The sequence below is a fragment of the Pseudomonas sp. xss_2 genome (assembly GCF_043104195.1).
Lineage (GTDB): Bacteria > Pseudomonadota > Gammaproteobacteria > Pseudomonadales > Pseudomonadaceae > Aquipseudomonas > Aquipseudomonas urmiensis.
This window is the reverse complement of the sequence record NZ_JBICKL010000046.1, coordinates 272,949-288,979: the sequence shown is the minus strand read 5'-3', so window position 1 is coordinate 288,979 and position 16,031 is coordinate 272,949. Positions and strand designations below refer to the sequence as shown.

The 16,031-nt window shown below is 63.2% G+C and carries 14 protein-coding genes and 1 other RNA gene; all 15 read left to right on the top strand.

The annotated features are described in order from the left end of the window. The first annotated feature begins 52 nt into the window (after nucleotides 1-52). The 15 genes from rsmI to ACF8K2_RS10490 all read left to right on the top strand — a co-directional run bounded on the left by rsmI (nucleotide 53) and on the right by ACF8K2_RS10490 (nucleotide 16,024). Nucleotides 53-928 carry a 16S rRNA (cytidine(1402)-2'-O)-methyltransferase gene (gene rsmI, locus ACF8K2_RS10560; protein WP_186553863.1) on the top strand — a complete coding sequence of 292 codons (876 nt, stop codon included), beginning with the start codon at nucleotides 53-55 and terminating at the stop codon, nucleotides 926-928. Nucleotides 929-1,080: 152 nt separating this feature from the next. After that, nucleotides 1,081-1,440, top strand: an RNA gene (rnpB, locus tag ACF8K2_RS10555) — RNase P RNA component class A. A 308-nt stretch (nucleotides 1,441-1,748) separates the two neighbouring features. After that, entirely contained in the window at nucleotides 1,749-2,204 is a 456-nt protein-coding gene (gene mraZ / locus ACF8K2_RS10550) for a division/cell wall cluster transcriptional repressor MraZ (protein ID WP_186553864.1), read from the top strand. Further along, a complete protein-coding gene (gene rsmH, locus ACF8K2_RS10545; protein ID WP_392464703.1) occupies nucleotides 2,201-3,148 on the top strand; it encodes a 16S rRNA (cytosine(1402)-N(4))-methyltransferase RsmH in 948 nt (315 codons plus the stop codon). Before mraZ ends, rsmH begins: the two co-directional genes overlap by 4 nt. Then, complete coding sequence (gene ftsL / locus ACF8K2_RS10540; protein WP_186553865.1) at nucleotides 3,145-3,438, top strand: cell division protein FtsL; 294 nt, start codon at nucleotides 3,145-3,147, stop codon at nucleotides 3,436-3,438. The genes rsmH and ftsL overlap by 4 nt, the downstream gene beginning before the upstream one ends. Beyond that, on the top strand, nucleotides 3,438-5,186 hold the full coding sequence (locus ACF8K2_RS10535) for a penicillin-binding protein 2 (RefSeq protein ID WP_186553995.1): 1,749 nt from the start codon (nucleotides 3,438-3,440) through the stop codon (nucleotides 5,184-5,186). Before ftsL ends, ACF8K2_RS10535 begins: the two co-directional genes overlap by 1 nt. After that, on the top strand, nucleotides 5,186-6,673 hold the full coding sequence (locus tag ACF8K2_RS10530; protein WP_392464702.1) for a UDP-N-acetylmuramoyl-L-alanyl-D-glutamate--2,6-diaminopimelate ligase: 1,488 nt from the start codon (nucleotides 5,186-5,188) through the stop codon (nucleotides 6,671-6,673). Before ACF8K2_RS10535 ends, ACF8K2_RS10530 begins: the two co-directional genes overlap by 1 nt. After that, the gene (murF, locus tag ACF8K2_RS10525) at nucleotides 6,666-8,033 is read left to right on the top strand and encodes a UDP-N-acetylmuramoyl-tripeptide--D-alanyl-D-alanine ligase (RefSeq protein ID WP_392464701.1); all 1,368 of its coding nucleotides are present in this window, start codon (nucleotides 6,666-6,668) and stop codon (nucleotides 8,031-8,033) included. Before ACF8K2_RS10530 ends, murF begins: the two co-directional genes overlap by 8 nt. Then, nucleotides 8,033-9,115, top strand: coding sequence for a phospho-N-acetylmuramoyl-pentapeptide-transferase (mraY, locus tag ACF8K2_RS10520; RefSeq protein ID WP_264236490.1), 1,083 nt, complete (start codon nucleotides 8,033-8,035; stop codon nucleotides 9,113-9,115). The genes murF and mraY overlap by 1 nt, the downstream gene beginning before the upstream one ends. A 6-nt stretch (nucleotides 9,116-9,121) precedes the next feature. Continuing rightward, on the top strand, nucleotides 9,122-10,468 hold the full coding sequence (murD, locus tag ACF8K2_RS10515) for a UDP-N-acetylmuramoyl-L-alanine--D-glutamate ligase (RefSeq protein ID WP_392464700.1): 1,347 nt from the start codon (nucleotides 9,122-9,124) through the stop codon (nucleotides 10,466-10,468). Further along, entirely contained in the window at nucleotides 10,465-11,679 is a 1,215-nt protein-coding gene (gene ftsW / locus ACF8K2_RS10510; RefSeq protein WP_189661729.1) for a putative lipid II flippase FtsW, read from the top strand. Before murD ends, ftsW begins: the two co-directional genes overlap by 4 nt. Beyond that, nucleotides 11,669-12,748 carry an undecaprenyldiphospho-muramoylpentapeptide beta-N-acetylglucosaminyltransferase gene (murG, locus tag ACF8K2_RS10505; protein WP_186553870.1) on the top strand — a complete coding sequence of 360 codons (1,080 nt, stop codon included), beginning with the start codon at nucleotides 11,669-11,671 and terminating at the stop codon, nucleotides 12,746-12,748. Before ftsW ends, murG begins: the two co-directional genes overlap by 11 nt. Next, nucleotides 12,741-14,195, top strand: a complete 1,455-nt coding sequence (gene murC / locus ACF8K2_RS10500; protein WP_186553871.1) for a UDP-N-acetylmuramate--L-alanine ligase — start codon at nucleotides 12,741-12,743, stop codon at nucleotides 14,193-14,195. Before murG ends, murC begins: the two co-directional genes overlap by 8 nt. Next, nucleotides 14,192-15,148, top strand: a complete 957-nt coding sequence (locus ACF8K2_RS10495) for a D-alanine--D-alanine ligase (protein ID WP_264236494.1) — start codon at nucleotides 14,192-14,194, stop codon at nucleotides 15,146-15,148. The genes murC and ACF8K2_RS10495 overlap by 4 nt, the downstream gene beginning before the upstream one ends. A gap of 6 nt (nucleotides 15,149-15,154) precedes the next feature. Then, nucleotides 15,155-16,024, top strand: a complete 870-nt coding sequence (locus ACF8K2_RS10490) for a cell division protein FtsQ/DivIB (RefSeq protein ID WP_392464698.1) — start codon at nucleotides 15,155-15,157, stop codon at nucleotides 16,022-16,024. Nucleotides 16,025-16,031: the final 7 nt, after the last annotated feature.

Here is a 16,031-nt window from a genome sequence, read left to right as displayed (position 1 = left end):
GCCAAGGCTCGGGCTACAATGGCGCCTTTGATCCGAAAGACAGGTGTGCGCAGTGACAGATGTAGCAGGGGCTTCGAAATCCACCACCGGTACGCTGTACGTCGTCGCCACGCCTATCGGCAACCTCGATGACATGAGCGCGCGGGCGCTCAAGGTATTGGCCGATGTCGCCCTGATCGCTGCCGAGGATACTCGCCATTCGGTGCGCCTGATGCAGCATTTCGGTATCGATACCCCCCTGGCTGCCTGTCATGAGCACAACGAGCGTGACGAAGGCGGGCGCTTCATTACCCGGCTGCTGGCGGGGGACGATGTGGCGCTGGTCTCCGATGCCGGCACGCCGCTGATCTCCGATCCGGGTTATCACCTGGTGCGCCAGGCGCGTGCCGCTGGGGTCAAGGTGGTGCCAGTGCCGGGCGCTTGCGCGCTGATCGCGGCGTTGTCCGCTGCCGGGCTGCCGTCTGACCGATTCATTTTCGAAGGCTTCCTGCCAGCCAAGACTGCCGGGCGCCGCGCTCGCCTGGAACTGGTCAAGGAAGAGCCGCGCACGCTGATTTTCTACGAAGCACCGCACCGTATTCTTGAGTGCCTCGAAGATATGGAGGCCGTGTTCGGTGCTGATCGTCCGGCGTTGCTGGGACGTGAACTGACCAAAACCTTCGAGACTCTCAAGGGTTTGCCCTTGGGTGAGCTGCGCGCATTCGTCGCTGGCGACAGCAACCAGCAGCGTGGCGAGTGCGTGGTGTTGGTAGGTGGGTGGAGTGCGCCAGAGGATGAGCAGGCGATCAGTAACGAGGCGCAGCGGGTGCTGGACCTGCTGTTGGCGGAGTTGCCGCTCAAGCGTGCGGCTGCTTTGGCAGCAGAAATTACCGGTGTGCGGAAAAACCTGCTTTATCAGGCCGCGCTGGAAAAGCAAAAAGCTCAGTAATGGCTTGCTGCAATTCAATTGAGTGTTTCGAATTATTTGCTGGTGCCCGAACAGGCTTGCTCGATAATCAGCCAGTAAAGCGCGCTCGGCTTGGCGATATAGCTGCTATATCACTTGTTCTTGAGCGCGCCTGCCGTTAACCTTGTCGGCGGAGAGTCGATCGGACAGTCGCTGCCTTCTTTTGTTCCGCAAAAGAGGGGGGAGGAAAGTCCGGGCTCCATAGGGCAGAGTGCCAGGTAACGCCTGGGAGGCGCGAGCCTACGGAAAGTGCCACAGAAAATAACCGCCTAAGCACTTCGGTGCCGGTAAGGGTGAAAAGGTGCGGTAAGAGCGCACCGCACGTCTGGCAACAGTTCGTGGCTAGGTAAACCCCACTCGGAGCAAGACCAAATAGGGTTCCATTAGGCGTGGCCCGCGTCGGAACCGGGTAGGTTGCTAGAGGCGTCCAGTGATGGCCGTCGTAGAGGAATGACTGTCCTCGACAAAACCCGGCTTACAGATCGACTCTCCACCTCTCCCTCCCTGCTTGAATCGATAGCAGGAACGCATTGGTAATACCGAAAAAATCTTACTCTTAATAAATCACTTTAACTTCGCACTCTATCCGACTGAGTGTGCGCGATTTTTTTCCTCAGATTTACCCGCCGATACTCCTTCTTCCTCTCATTGTTACGCTAAATCGCCGTCCTGTAAGGGATTTCCCTACGAGCGTGCCTTGACGGTGTGGCGGGCGGATTCCTATAGTGTGCGCAAGTGGCAGAAAGTGGGATGAAGTGGGTTTTCTGACACAAAAACGCTAACATTGTGGGGAATCGCAGCCGTGTTCCGCGGAGCCAACGCCGTCAGCCTCGATGCAAAGGGCAGACTCGCCATGCCGAGTCGGTACCGTGACGAGCTCGATTCGCGTTGCCAAGGGCAGTTGATCGTGACCATTGATGCGGTCGATCCCTGCATTTGCGTATACCCCCTCGATGAGTGGGAACAGATAGAAGCCAAGTTGCGCGCCTTGCCGTCGTTGCGTGAGGAAAACCGCCGCCTCCAGCGTTTGCTGATCGGTAATGCGGTTGACCTGGAGCTCGATGGCAGTGGGCGTTTCCTGGTACCGCCCCGCCTGCGTGAGTACGCCAAGCTCGACAAGAAGGCGATGTTGGTGGGGCAGCTGAACAAATTCCAGCTGTGGGATGAGGATGCCTGGAACGCAGTTTCGGCAGCCGATCTTGCAGCTATCCAACAACCGGGCGCCATGCCTGATGAATTGCGTGACCTGATCCTGTGACGATAGATAGCGGCTTCAACCACATCACCGTGCTACTCGACGAAGCTGTCGAGGCACTGGCCCTGCGCGACGATGGTTGCTATCTCGATGGCACCTTCGGCAGGGGTGGTCACAGCCGCCTGATTCTCAGCAAGTTAGGGCCGCAGGGCCGGCTGCTGGGGTTCGACAAAGATCCACAAGCGATTGCCACCGGGCAAGCGCTGGCGGCCGAAGACGGCCGCTTCGTCATTGTGCAACGCAGCTTTGCCGAGCTGGGCCAGGAAGTGGCCGAGCGCGGCCTGGCGGGCAAGGTCAGCGGCGTGCTGCTTGACCTGGGCGTGTCCTCGCCGCAGCTCGATGACCCTGAGCGCGGCTTCAGCTTCCTCAACGACGGCCCGCTGGACATGCGCATGAACCCTGCCCAGGGCATCAGCGCTGCCGAGTTCATTGCCACTGCCCCGGTCGAAGAAATCGCCCGCGTCTTCAAGGAATACGGCGAAGAGCGTTTCTCCGGGCGTATGGCCCGTGCTGTGGTCGAGCGCCGCGAAAAACAGCCGTTCACCCGTACCGCCGACCTTGCCGAAGTGCTCAAGGTCGCCAACCCAGCCTGGGAAAAGGGCAAGAACCCGGCGACCCGCGCCTTCCAGGGCCTGCGGATTCACGTCAACAACGAGCTGGGCGATCTTGAAGCCGGTCTTGAGGCTGCGCTCGATGCGCTGCAAGTCGGTGGGCGCCTGGTAGTGATCAGCTTCCACTCGCTGGAAGACCGTATCGTCAAGCTGTTCATGCGCAAACTGGTCAAGGGCGAGGCAGACAACTTGCCGCGCAACCTGCCGGTTCAGCACAAAGTCTTCGAGCCGAAGATCCGCTTGATCGGCAAGGCGCAGTTCGCCTCCGATGCCGAACTCAAGGCCAACCCGCGGGCGCGCAGCGCCGTCATGCGGGTGGCGGAGAAGTTGCGGTGAGCCGGCTATTTGCCAAACCTTTGCCAGGCGGTAGCTTCCTGATGCTCCTGCTGTTTGTCGGTGTGCTGGTTTCAGCGATCGCCGTGTCCTACAGCGCGCACTGGAATCGCCAGTTGCTCAATGCCCTGTACGGCGAACTGAGCGAGCGCGACAAAGCCCAGGCCGAATGGGGCCGGTTGATTCTTGAGCAAAGCACCTGGACTGCCCACAGCCGCATCGAGAGCCTGGCCAGCGAGCAGTTGAAGATGCGCGTGCCTGCCGCTGACGAAGTGCGGATGGTGGCGCCATGATGAAGCTCGAAGGCGCACTCTACCCCTGGCGCTTCCGCGTCGTGATCGCTTTGCTGGCACTGATGGTCGGCGCCATTTGCTGGCGGATCATCGATCTGCAGGTGGTCGATCGTGCCTTCCTCAAGGGCCAGGGCGATGCGCGCAGCCTGCGCCATATCCAGATTCCGGCACACCGTGGGCTGATCACCGACCGCAACGGCGAACCGCTGGCGGTGAGTACCCCGGTCACTACCTTGTGGGCCAACCCCAAGGAAATGCAGCCCTACAAAGACCGTTGGGCGCAATTGGCTGCAGTGCTCGGGCAAAATCCGCAGCAGCTGACCGAACGTCTTACCCAGCAGGCCAACAAAGAATTCATCTACCTGGTGCGCGGCCTCACCCCAGAGCAAGGCCAGCAAGTGTTGGACCTGAAAGTCCCGGGTGTCTACGGCATGGAAGAGTTCCGCCGTTTCTACCCGGCCGGTGATGTCACCGCGCATATGGTTGGCTTTACCGACCTGGACGACCACGGCCGCGAAGGGGTGGAACTGGCCTACGACGAATGGCTGGCCGGGGTGCCCGGCAAGCGCCAGGTGATCAAGGACCGGCGCGGCCGGCTGATCAAAGACATCCAGGTAACCAAAAACGCCAAGGCCGGAAAGACCTTGGCGTTGTCGATAGACCTGCGCCTGCAATACCTGGCCACCCGCGAGCTGCGTAACGCTATCGCCGAACAGGAAGCCAAGGCCGGCAGCCTGGTGATCATGGACGTCAAGACCGGCGAAGTGCTGGCCATGGTCAACCAGCCGACCTACAACCCGAACAACCGCCGCAGCATGTTCCCGGCCGCCATGCGCAACCGGGCGATCATCGACGTGTTCGAGCCAGGCTCGACAGTCAAGCCGCTGTCGATGAGCGCCGCCCTGCAAAGCGGGCGCTGGAAGCCGACCGACAAGGTCGAGGTCTACCCGGGCAGCCTGCAGATTGGCCGCTACACCATCAAGGACGTGTCGCGCAGCGAGGGCCCGATCCTCGACCTGACCGGCATCCTGATCAACTCCTCCAACGTAGGCATGAGCAAGATTGCCTTCGATATCGGCGGTGAAGCCATCTACCGGGTCATGTCGCAGCTGGGCCTGGGGCAGTACACCGGCCTGGGCTTCCCGGGCGAGCGCGTGGGTAACCTGCCTAACCACCGTGAGTGGCGCAAGGCCGAGACTGCGACCCTGTCGTACGGCTACGGCCTGTCGGTCACCGCGCTGCAACTGGTGCACGCCTACGCCGCCCTGGCCAACGACGGCAAGATGGTGCCGCTGAGCATCGTCAAGGTCGACAAGACCCCTGAGTCCACCCAAGTGGTGCCCAAGGAGACCGCCGAAACCATCCAGGGCATGCTCCAGCAGGTCATTGAAGCGCCGCGCGGTGTATACCGGGCGCAGGTGCCGTTCTATCACGTCGGTGGCAAGTCCGGTACCGCGCGTAAGGCGACCGTCGGCTCCAAGGGCTACACCGAAAACGCCTACCGTTCGCTGTTCGCCGGCTTCGGTCCGATGAGTGATCCGCGTTATGCGATCGTCGTGGTCATCGATGAGCCGAGCAAGGGTGGCTACTTCGGCGGCCTGGTCTCGGCGCCGGTCTTTAGCAAAGTGATGTCGGGCACCCTGCGCCTGATGAACGTACCGCCAGACAACCTGCCGCCGCCTGCACCCGCAACGCCTGCCGCGCCGCAGCAGGTCAACGCCGCAGTCGCCAAAGGAGGGCGTGGTTGATGACAATGCCACTGAGCAAGCTGTTCGCCCATGCCAGCCGCGATCCGCTGATCCGTGAGTTGACCCTGGACAGCCGCGCCGTGCGTCCAGGCGACCTGTTCCTGGCTGTGCCAGGGGCCAAGGTCGACGGCCGCGACCACATCGCCGATGCCTTGGCCCGTGGCGCTGCCGCGGTTGCCTATGAAGAGCAGGGCGCAACCGTACTGCCGATCACTGACGCGCCGCTGATCCCGGTCAAGGGCTTGATCGCCCAGCTGTCGGAGATTGCCGGGCGTTTCTACGGCGAGCCGAGCCGACAGCTCAATCTGATTGGCGTCACCGGCACCAACGGCAAGACCAGCGTTACCCAGCTGCTGGCGCAGGCGCTCGATGCGTTGGGTCAGCGTTGCGGGCTGATCGGCACGCTTGGCACCGGATTCTACGGCGAACTGCAGAGCGGTCGCTTGACCACGCCTGACCCGATTGCCGTGCAGGCGACCCTGTACGACCTGAAGAAAGCCGGTGGCAAGGCCGTGGCCATGGAAGTCTCGTCGCATGCGCTGGAGCAGGGCCGGGTTGCCGCGCTCGCCTTCGACATCGCGGTGATGACCAACCTGTCGCGTGACCACCTGGACTACCACGGCAGCATGCAGGCCTATGAAGCGGCCAAGGCCAAGTTGTTCGCCTGGCCCAACCTGCGCGCCCAAGTGGTCAATCTGGACGATGAGTTCGGTCGCCGCCTGGCGGCCGATTTCGCCCGCAAGCCGGCTGCCGATCACGTCGAAACGCGCCTGCTCAGCTACAGCCTGGAAAACCCCGAGGCTTCGTTGTTCTGCCGCGAAGCCACGTTCGACGACGATGGCGTGCGTGCCATCCTGGTGACGGCGCAAGGTGAAAGCATCCTGCGCAGCCAGCTACTGGGGCGCTTCAACCTGAGCAACATGCTCGCGGCGGTCGCCGCTTTGCTCGCCCTGGACTATTCGCTCGACGAAATCCTCAAGGTCACGGCGAAACTGCAAGGCCCGGTCGGGCGCATGCAGCGTTTGGGTGGCGGCGACAAGCCGTTGGTCGTGGTCGACTACGCGCACACACCCGACGCCTTGGAAAAAGTCCTCCAAGCCCTGCGCCCACATGCTCATGGCAAGCTGCTGTGCCTGTTCGGCTGCGGCGGCGACCGTGACCGTGGCAAGCGTCCACTGATGGCCGAAGTGGCCGAGCGCCTGGCTGATCGCGTGCTGGTCACCGACGACAACCCGCGTTCTGAAGATCCTGCGTTGATCTTCGACGATATCCGCCCTGGTTTCGCTCAGCCTGGTGCCGTCGAATTCGTCGCCGGCCGTGGCGCGGCCATTGCCCACCTGATCGCTACCGCCGCGGCCGACGATGTCATCGTCCTGGCCGGCAAGGGGCACGAGGACTACCAGGAGATCAACGGCGAGCGCCACGATTTCTCCGACCTGGTCGAAGCCGAAAAGGCACTAGCAGCCTGGGAGGCTCCACATGCTTAAGCCCATGACCCTTAGCCAGCTGACGGCACCACTGCAAGCGCGCCTGGTGGGTACTGACATCAGTTTCAGCGGGGTCAGCATCGACAGCCGCACGGTCACCGATGGCCAGCTGTTCGTCGCGCTCGCCGGACCACGTTTCGATGGTCACGATTACCTGGCCGACGTGAAGGCCAAAGGCGCCGTGGCGGCTCTGGTCGAGCGCGAAGTTGCCGATGTCGATCTGCCGCAGTTGGTCGTCGCCGACTGCCGCCTGGCCCTCGGCCAGCTCGGTGCGCTGAACCGCGCCGCCTTCGACAAGCCGGTCGCAGCCATTACCGGGTCCAGCGGCAAGACCACGGTCAAGGAACTGCTGGCCGCTATCTTGCGCACGCGCGGGCCGGTGTTGGCCACCCGTGGCAACCTCAACAATGATCTCGGTGCGCCGCTGACCCTGCTGGAAATCGGCGCCGAGCATACGGCGGCAGTGATCGAGCTGGGCGCTTCGCGCATCGGCGAGATCCGCTGCACCGTTGGCCTGACCCAGCCGCAGGTGGTCATCATCAATAACGCCGGCACTGCCCATGTTGGTGAGTTCGGTGGCCCGGAAAAAATCGTCGAAGCCAAGGGCGAGATCCTTGAAGGCCTGGGCGAGGGCGGCACGGCCATTCTCAACCTGGACGACAAGGCCTTTGCGATCTGGCAAAAACGTGCCGGCAACCACGCCATCCTCAGTTTTGCCTTGGCTAACAGCCAGGCAGATTTCCACGCCAGCGACGTCGGTCGCGACGAGCGCGGTTGCCCATCGTTCACCCTGCACGGTCCGGCCGGTTCGGTCCCGGTGCAATTGAACCTGCTCGGCACCCACAACGTCAGCAATGCCCTGGCCGCGGCCGCTGCCGCGCATGCCTTGGGGGTCAGCCTGCCGGGGATCGCCGCTGGCTTGAACGCGGTGCAGCCGGTCAAGGGACGTACCGTGGCGCAAGTTGCGCCCAATGGCGTGCGGGTCATCGACGACAGCTACAACGCAAATCCCACCTCGATGTGCGCCGCCATTGATATACTCGCCGGCTTTTCCGGACGCACCGTCCTGGTGCTCGGGGATATCGGCGAACTGGGTCAATGGGCGGAGGAAGGCCACCGGCAGGTGGGCGACTACGCACGCGGCAAGGTCGACGCCTTGTACGCGGTAGGGACCAACATGACACATGCGGTCAGGGCGTTCGGCGTCAATGGCCGTCATTTCGCTACTCAAGCTGAGCTGATCGACGCCGTTCGCGGTGAGAGCGCCAGCGACACCACTATCTTGATCAAGGGCTCGCGCAGCGCTGCGATGGAAAACGTCGTGGCGGCATTGTGTGGTGCCAGCGGGGAGAAACATTAATGCTTTTGCTGTTGGCTGAGTATCTGCAGCAGTTCCACAAAGGCTTCGCGGTCTTCCAGTACCTGTCCCTGCGCGGGATCCTCGGGGTACTGACTGCGTTGTCGCTGTCGCTGTGGCTGGGCCCGTGGATGATTCGTACCCTGCAAATCCGTCAGATCGGTCAGGCTGTGCGCAATGACGGCCCGCAATCGCACCTGTCCAAGTCCGGCACCCCGACCATGGGCGGTGCCTTGATCCTGTCTGCCATCGCCATCAGCACCTTGCTCTGGGCTGACCTGACCAACCGCTATGTCTGGGTGGTGCTGATCGTCACCCTGCTGTTCGGCGCGATTGGCTGGGTCGACGACTACCGCAAGGTGATCGAGAAGAACTCGCGTGGCCTGCCGAGCCGCTGGAAGTACTTCTGGCAATCGGTGTTCGGCCTGGGCGCGGCGATCTTCCTCTACATGACTGCGCCGACCAGCGTCGAGACCACGCTGATCGTGCCGTTCGTCAAGGACCTGACCATCCCCCTGGGGATCGGCTTCGTGGTGCTGACCTATTTCGTCATCGTCGGTTCGAGCAACGCGGTCAACCTGACTGACGGCCTCGACGGCCTGGCGATCATGCCGACGGTGATGGTCGGCGGTGCACTGGGCATCTTCTGCTACCTGTCGGGGAACGTGAAGTTCGCCGAGTACCTGTTGATTCCGTACGTGCCGGGCGCTGGCGAGCTGATCGTGTTCTGCGGCGCGCTGATCGGCGCGGGCCTGGGCTTCCTGTGGTTCAACACCTATCCGGCCCAGGTATTCATGGGCGACGTCGGCGCACTGGCGCTGGGCGCCGCGCTTGGCACCATCGCCGTGATCGTGCGCCAGGAAATCGTGCTGTTCATCATGGGCGGTGTGTTCGTCATGGAAACCCTGTCGGTGGTGATCCAGGTCGCCTCCTTCAAGTTGACCGGCAAGCGCGTGTTCCGCATGGCACCGATCCACCACCACTTTGAACTCAAGGGTTGGCCTGAGCCACGGGTGATCGTCCGCTTCTGGATTATCACGGTGATTCTGGTGCTGATCGGCCTTGCAACCCTGAAACTGAGGTAGACGAGCGTGTCACTGATCGCTTCCGACCAATTCCGCATCGTTGTCGGCCTCGGCAAGAGCGGCATGTCCCTGGTTCGCTTCCTGGCGAACCGGGGCATTGCCTTTGCGGTCGCCGACACCCGCGAGCAACCGCCGGAACTGGAAACCCTGCGCCGGGAATACCCGCAGGTGGAAGTACGCTGTGGTGAGCTGGACGTCGACTTCCTCTGCCGCGCCAACGAGCTGTACGTCAGCCCGGGCCTGGCCCTGGCCACTCCGGCCCTGCAGCAAGCGGCAGCCCGCGGCGTCAAGCTGTCGGGCGACATCGAACTGTTCGCCCGCAACGCCAAGGCACCGATCATTGCCATCAGCGGCTCCAACGCCAAGAGCACGGTGACCACCCTGGTCGGCGAGATGGCCGCCAAGGCAGGCAAGCGTGTGGCAGTCGGCGGTAACCTGGGGACGCCAGCGCTGGACCTGCTCGATGACAGTGTCGAGCTGTACGTCATGGAGCTGTCGAGCTTCCAGCTGGAGACGACCGATCAGCTCAACGCCGAAGTGGCGACCGTGCTGAACATCAGTGAAGACCACATGGATCGCTACAGCGGTCTGCCGGCCTACCACCTGGCCAAGCACCGGATCTTCCGTGGCGCCAACCAAGTGGTCGTCAACCGCCAGGACGCGCTGACCCGGCCACTGCCGGTCGAAGGCCGTCCATGCTGGAGCTTCGGTTTGAACGCCCCCGACTTCAAGGCCTTTGGCCTGCGTGAAGTCGATGGCGAGAAATACCTGGCATTCGAGTTCCAGAACCTGATGCCGGTGCGCGAGCTGAAGATTCGCGGTGCGCACAACCAGAGCAATGCCCTGGCGGCCTTGGCCCTGGGCCATGCCGTGGGCTTGTCGTTCGCGCCGATGCTGGCAGCACTGCGCGAATTCAGCGGCTTGGCCCATCGTTGCCAGTGGGTGCGCGAGCGCAATGGGGTGAACTGGTACGACGATTCCAAGGCGACCAACGTCGGTGCCGCCCTGGCGGCCATCGAAGGTTTGGGCGCCGATATCCAAGGCAAGCTGGTGCTGATCGCTGGCGGTGACGGCAAGGGCGCCGACTTTGCCGCGCTGCGTGAGCCCATTGCGCGCTACTGCCGCGCCGTGGTGTTGCTTGGCCGCGATGCCGAGCGCCTGGCGCAAACGCTGGGTGACGCCGTGCCGCTGGTGCGGGTCAAGACCCTGGACGAGGCCGTCCAGCAGTGCGCCGAACTGGCCCAGCCTGGCGATGCCGTGTTGCTGTCGCCCGCTTGCGCCAGCCTCGACATGTTCAAGAACTTCGAAGAGCGTGGGCGCCTGTTCGCCCAGGCGGCGGGGGGGCTGGCATGATCTTCGGCATCCTCAAGCCGTACCCGTCGCCGCTGATCAGTGGCCGTGGCATCGACCTCGACTTCGCCTTCCTTGCGGGCTGCCTGGCACTGCTCGGCCTGGGCCTGGTGATGATCACCTCGGCCTCCTCGGAAGTGGCCGCAGTGCAGTCCGGCAATCCGCTTTACCACATGTTCCGCCACCTGGTGTACGTGGCCATTGGCCTGGTCGCCGGCGGGGTGACTATGTTGGTGCCGATCGCCACCTGGCAGCGCATGGGCTTCATGATGCTGTTGGCCGCCTTCGGTTTGCTGTTCCTGGTACTGGTGCCGGGCATTGGCCGTGAAGTGAACGGCTCTATGCGCTGGATCGGTTTCAGCTTCTTCAACGTCCAGCCATCGGAGATCGCCAAGGTCTTCGTGGTCATCTACCTGGCCGGCTACCTGGTGCGTCGCCAGCAGGAAGTGCGTGAGAGCTGGATGGGCTTCTTCAAGCCATTCATCGTGCTGCTGCCGATGGCCGGACTGTTGCTGATGGAACCGGACTTCGGTGCCACCGTGGTGATGATGGGCGCGGCCGCAGCGATGCTGTTCCTCGGCGGGGTGGGGCTGTTCCGCTTTTCGCTGATGGTGGTGCTGGCAGTGGTTGCGGTGTTTGTCCTGGTGCAGGCGCAGCCCTATCGAATGGCGCGGCTGATCACCTTCACCGACCCCTGGTCCGATCAGTTCGGTTCCGGCTACCAGTTGACCCAGGCGCTGATCGCCTTTGGTCGCGGCGAATGGCTGGGCGTGGGCCTGGGTAACAGCGTGCAGAAACAGTTCTACCTGCCTGAAGCGCACACCGACTTCGTGTTCTCGGTACTAGCCGAAGAGCTGGGCGTGGTCGGCACCCTGTGCACCGTGGCGCTGTTCGTGTTCGTCACTGTGCGCGCGCTGTACATCGGCCTGTGGGCCGAGAAGGCCAAGCAATTCTTCGCCGCCTACATGGCCTTTGGCCTGGCGTTCCTGTGGATCGGCCAGTTCCTGATCAACATCGGGGTGAACGTCGGCCTGCTGCCGACCAAGGGCCTGACCTTGCCGTTCCTCAGTTACGGCGGCAGCTCGTTGGTGATCTGCTGTGCCTGTGTCGGGCTGTTGCTGCGCATCGAATGGGAGAGTCGCACGCACCTGGGCAGCGAAGAGCACGAGTTCAAAGAAAGCGATTTTGCCGAGGAGACCGCTCATGGCCGCTGACGGTAAAAACGTTCTGATCATGGCAGGCGGCACTGGCGGACATGTGTTCCCGGCGCTGGCCTGCGCCCGTGAATTCCAGGCGCGCGGCTATAGCGTGCACTGGTTGGGCACCCCACGCGGTATCGAAAACGAGCTGGTGCCCCAGGCTGGCCTGGCGCTGCACCTGATCCAGGTCACTGGCCTGCGCGGCAAGGGCAAGCTGTCGCTGCTCAAGGCGCCGTTCACCCTGATCAAGGCTGTGTTGCAGGCGCGCAAGATCATCGCCCAGCTCAAGCCGGTCTGCGTGATCGGTTTCGGCGGCTATGTCACAGGCCCTGGTGGAGTGGCGGCAAAACTGTGCGGCGTACCGCTGGTGATCCACGAGCAGAACGCTCGCGCCGGTACTGCCAATCGCCTGCTGGTGCCGCTGGCAGCGCGGGTTTGCGAAGCCTTCCCGGACACCTTCCCGGCCAGCGACAAGCGCCGCACCACGGGCAATCCGGTGCGCCCGGAACTGTTCCTCGACGCCCAGCGCGCACCGCTGGCCGAGCGCCGTGCGCGCTTGTTGGTACTCGGTGGCAGCCTCGGTGCGGAACCATTGAATAAATTGCTGCCTAACGCCCTGTCGCAAGTGTCTGCAGACCTTCGGCCAGAGGTGTTCCACCAGGCCGGTAAGCAGCATGCGCCGATCACCGCCGAGCGATATCGCGAAGCCGGGGTCGAGGCTCAGGTCGAGCCGTTCATCAAGGACATGGCCCACGCCTACGGCTGGGCCGATATGGTGGTGTGCCGGGCCGGTGCCCTGACCGTCAGCGAACTCGCTGCGGCAGGCCTGCCCTCGATGCTGGTGCCTTTGCCCCACGCCATCGATGACCACCAGACCCACAATGCCAACTATCTGGCTCGTGAAGGCGCCGCCTTCCTGATGCCACAAGCGACAACTGGCGCAGCGCAGCTCGCTGAACGCCTGAACGAGGTGCTGATGCAACCCGAGAAACTCAACTCCATGGCTGGCACCGCACGGCGCCTGGCCAAGCCTGCCGCAACCAGCACCGTGGTCGATATCTGCCTGGAGGTGGCCCATGGTTGAAAGCCAGAAAGCCATTCCCCAACCAAAAATGGGCCGTATCCGCCGTATCCACTTCGTCGGTATCGGCGGCGTGGGCATGTGCGGTATCGCCGAAGTGCTGCTTAACCTGGGCTATGAAGTGTCCGGCTCCGACCTCAAGGCCTCGCCGGTTACCGAGCGCCTGGAGTCGTTCGGCGCGCAAATCTTCGTCGGCCACCGCGCCGAGAACGCCGCCAATGCCGATGTGCTGGTGGTGTCCAGCGCGATCAACCCGGCCAACCCGGAAGTCGCCACCGCACTTGAGCGGCGCATTCCCGTGGTGCCGCGTGCCGAGATGCTCGCCGAGCTGATGCGCTACCGCCACGGCATCGCCGTTGCCGGCACCCATGGCAAGACCACCACCACCAGCCTGTTGGCCTCGGTGTTCGCCGCTGGCGGCCTGGACCCGACCTTCGTCATCGGTGGTCGTCTGACCGCAGCGGGCACCAATGCCCAGCTCGGCGCCAGCCGCTACCTGATCGCCGAAGCGGACGAGAGCGACGCCAGCTTCCTGCACCTGCAGCCGATGGTTGCCGTGGTCACCAACATCGACGCCGACCACATGGCCACCTACGAAGGCGACTTCAACAAGTTGAAGAAAACCTTCGTCGAGTTCCTGCACAACCTGCCGTTCTACGGTCTGGCGGTGATGTGCCTGGACGATCCGGTGGTGCGCGAGATCCTGCCGCAGGTCAAGCGTCCGACGGTGACCTACGGCTTCAGCGAAGAGGCCGACATTCGCGCCATCAACGTGCGCCAGCAGGGCATGCAGACCCACTTCACCGTGCTGCGCCGCGACTGCGAGCCGCTGGAGGTGTCGGTCAACATGCCAGGCAACCACAACGTGCTCAACGCCTTGGCGACCATCGCCATCGCCACTGACGAAGGCATCAGCGATGCCGCCATCGTCCAGGGGCTGTCTGGCTTCCAGGGCGTGGGTCGACGCTTCCAGGTCTATGGCGAACTGCCGGTCGACGGCGGCAGCGTGATGCTGGTCGACGATTACGGTCACCACCCGACTGAAGTCGCCGCGGTGATCAAGGCGGTGCGCGGTGGCTGGCCAAGCCGGCGTCTGGTGATGGTCTACCAGCCACACCGCTACAGCCGTACCCGCGATCTGTACGACGATTTCGTCCAGGTGCTGGCCGATGCCAACGTATTGCTGCTGATGGAGGTCTACCCGGCCGGTGAAGAACCGATTCCCGGTGCCGACAGCCGCCAGCTGTGCCACAGCATTCGCCAACGTGGCCAGCTCGATCCGATCTACATCGAACGTGGCGTCGAGTTGGCGCCGCTGGTCAAGCCGCTGCTGCGCGCCGGCGACATCCTGCTGTGCCAGGGTGCTGGTGATATCGGTGGCCTGGCCCCGCAACTGATGAAAAGCCCGCTGTTCGCTGGCGCCGTAGTAAAGCAGGAGAAGTCCAAATGACCAGCGCCTACGACAAGCTGCACTCGACCCTGGACGTCAAGGCGTTCGGCCGCGTCGCCGTGCTCTACGGCGGCAAGAGCGCCGAACGTGAGGTGTCGCTGAAATCCGGCGCCGCAGTGATCGACGCGCTGACCAGCGCTGGGGTCGACGTGGTCGCCATCGATGTCGGCGACGACCTGCTCACTCGCCTGCAAAGCGAGAAGATCGATCGCGCCTTCATCATCCTCCACGGTCGTGGCGGTGAAGACGGCAGCATGCAAGGCCTGCTCGAGTGCCTCGGCATCCCCTACACCGGCAGCGGTATCCTCGCTTCGGCGCTGGCCATGGACAAGCTGCGCACCAAGCAGGTGTGGCAGAGCCTGGGTATTCCAACGCCGCGTCACGCCGTGTTGGGTAGCAAAGACGATTGTGTTGCCGCCGGTACGGAACTGGGCTTCCCGCTGATCGTCAAACCCGCCCATGAAGGCTCAAGTATCGGCATGGCCAAGGTGAACAGCGTTGAAGAGCTGGTCGCCGCCTGGCAAGACGCCGCCAAGTACGATTCGCAAGTCCTGGTCGAGCAATGGATCCACGGCCCGGAGTTCACCATCGCCGTATTGCGTGGCCAGGTGCTGCCGCCGATCGCTCTGGGCACGCCACACGTGTTCTACGACTACGACGCCAAGTACATCGCCAATGACACCCAGTACCGCATCCCGTGCGGCCTGGACAGTGCCAAGGAACAGGAACTGATCGACCTGACCGCGCGCGCCTGCGATGCCATCGGCATCGAAGGCTGGGGCCGGCTGGACGTGATGCAGGACGAGCAGGGCCGGTTCTGGCTGCTCGAAGTCAACACCGCACCGGGCATGACTGATCATAGCCTGGTGCCCATGGCGGCCCGCGCGGCCGGTCTGGACTTCCAGCAATTGGTGCTGGCGATCCTGGCCGAAAGCGTTGTGACGCGAGGTTAAGCAAGCATGCAAGGCGCGATGATACGTCAGCAGCAACCCGTTACCGGCCGTAGCAAGCCGGTGCCGCGAGGTGCCAGCCGACTGGTGGCCGACGAGCCCGTATCGGCGCGCCTGCCGCGGCCAAGCCTGGATGGCCTCAAGCGCCTGCTGTGGCCGGTATTGCTGGTGGCTGCCGGCTTTGGCGCTTATGAGGGCGCGGTGCGCCTGATGCCTTATGCCGACCGACCGATTACCAAGATCGCTGTGCAAGGTGATCTGAGCTACATCAGCCAGCAAGCGGTGCAGCAGCGAATCGCCCCCTACGTGGCCGCGAGCTTCTTCAGCGTCGACCTCAGCGCAATGCGCGCCGAGCTTGAGCAGATGCCCTGGATCGCGCACGCCGAGGTACGCCGGGTATGGCCCGACGAGGTGGTGATCCGCCTCGAAGAGCAACTACCGGTGGCGCGCTGGGGCGATGAAGCCTTGCTCAACAACCAGGGCCAGGCGTTCACCCCGCGTGAACTGGCCAACTATGAGCACCTGCCGCAACTGTTCGGGCCGCAGCGCGCTCAGCAACAAGTCATGCAGCAATATCAGGTATTGAGCCAGATGCTGCGCCCCATGGGCTTTTCCATCGCTCGCCTGGAGCTGCGCGAGCGAGGCAGTTGGTTCCTGACCACCGGTGCCGGTAGCGCCGGCCCCGGTATCGAACTGCTGTTGGGGCGCGATCATCTGGTGGAGAAGATGCGCCGTTTCATTGCCATTTACGACAAGACACTCAAAGAGCAGATCACCAACATCGCCCGCATTGATCTGCGCTACGCCAACGGATTGGCTGTTGGCTGGCGGGAACCGATTGCACCGACGACGGCCCAACCCGCCGTTGCGAAGAATTAGAGAGAGG

Coding starts and splice junctions, on each gene's coding strand:
- ACF8K2_RS10535 (WP_186553995.1), top strand. CDS start 3,438: ATGAAGCTCGAAGGCGCACTCTACCCCTGGCGCTTCCGCGTCGTGATC.
- ACF8K2_RS10530 (WP_392464702.1), top strand. CDS start 5,186: ATGACAATGCCACTGAGCAAGCTGTTCGCCCATGCCAGCCGCGATCCG.
- murF (WP_392464701.1), top strand. CDS start 6,666: ATGCTTAAGCCCATGACCCTTAGCCAGCTGACGGCACCACTGCAAGCG.
- mraY (WP_264236490.1), top strand. CDS start 8,033: ATGCTTTTGCTGTTGGCTGAGTATCTGCAGCAGTTCCACAAAGGCTTC.
- ftsW (WP_189661729.1), top strand. CDS start 10,465: ATGATCTTCGGCATCCTCAAGCCGTACCCGTCGCCGCTGATCAGTGGC.
- murG (WP_186553870.1), top strand. CDS start 11,669: ATGGCCGCTGACGGTAAAAACGTTCTGATCATGGCAGGCGGCACTGGC.
- murC (WP_186553871.1), top strand. CDS start 12,741: ATGGTTGAAAGCCAGAAAGCCATTCCCCAACCAAAAATGGGCCGTATC.
- ACF8K2_RS10495 (WP_264236494.1), top strand. CDS start 14,192: ATGACCAGCGCCTACGACAAGCTGCACTCGACCCTGGACGTCAAGGCG.
- ACF8K2_RS10490 (WP_392464698.1), top strand. CDS start 15,155: ATGCAAGGCGCGATGATACGTCAGCAGCAACCCGTTACCGGCCGTAGC.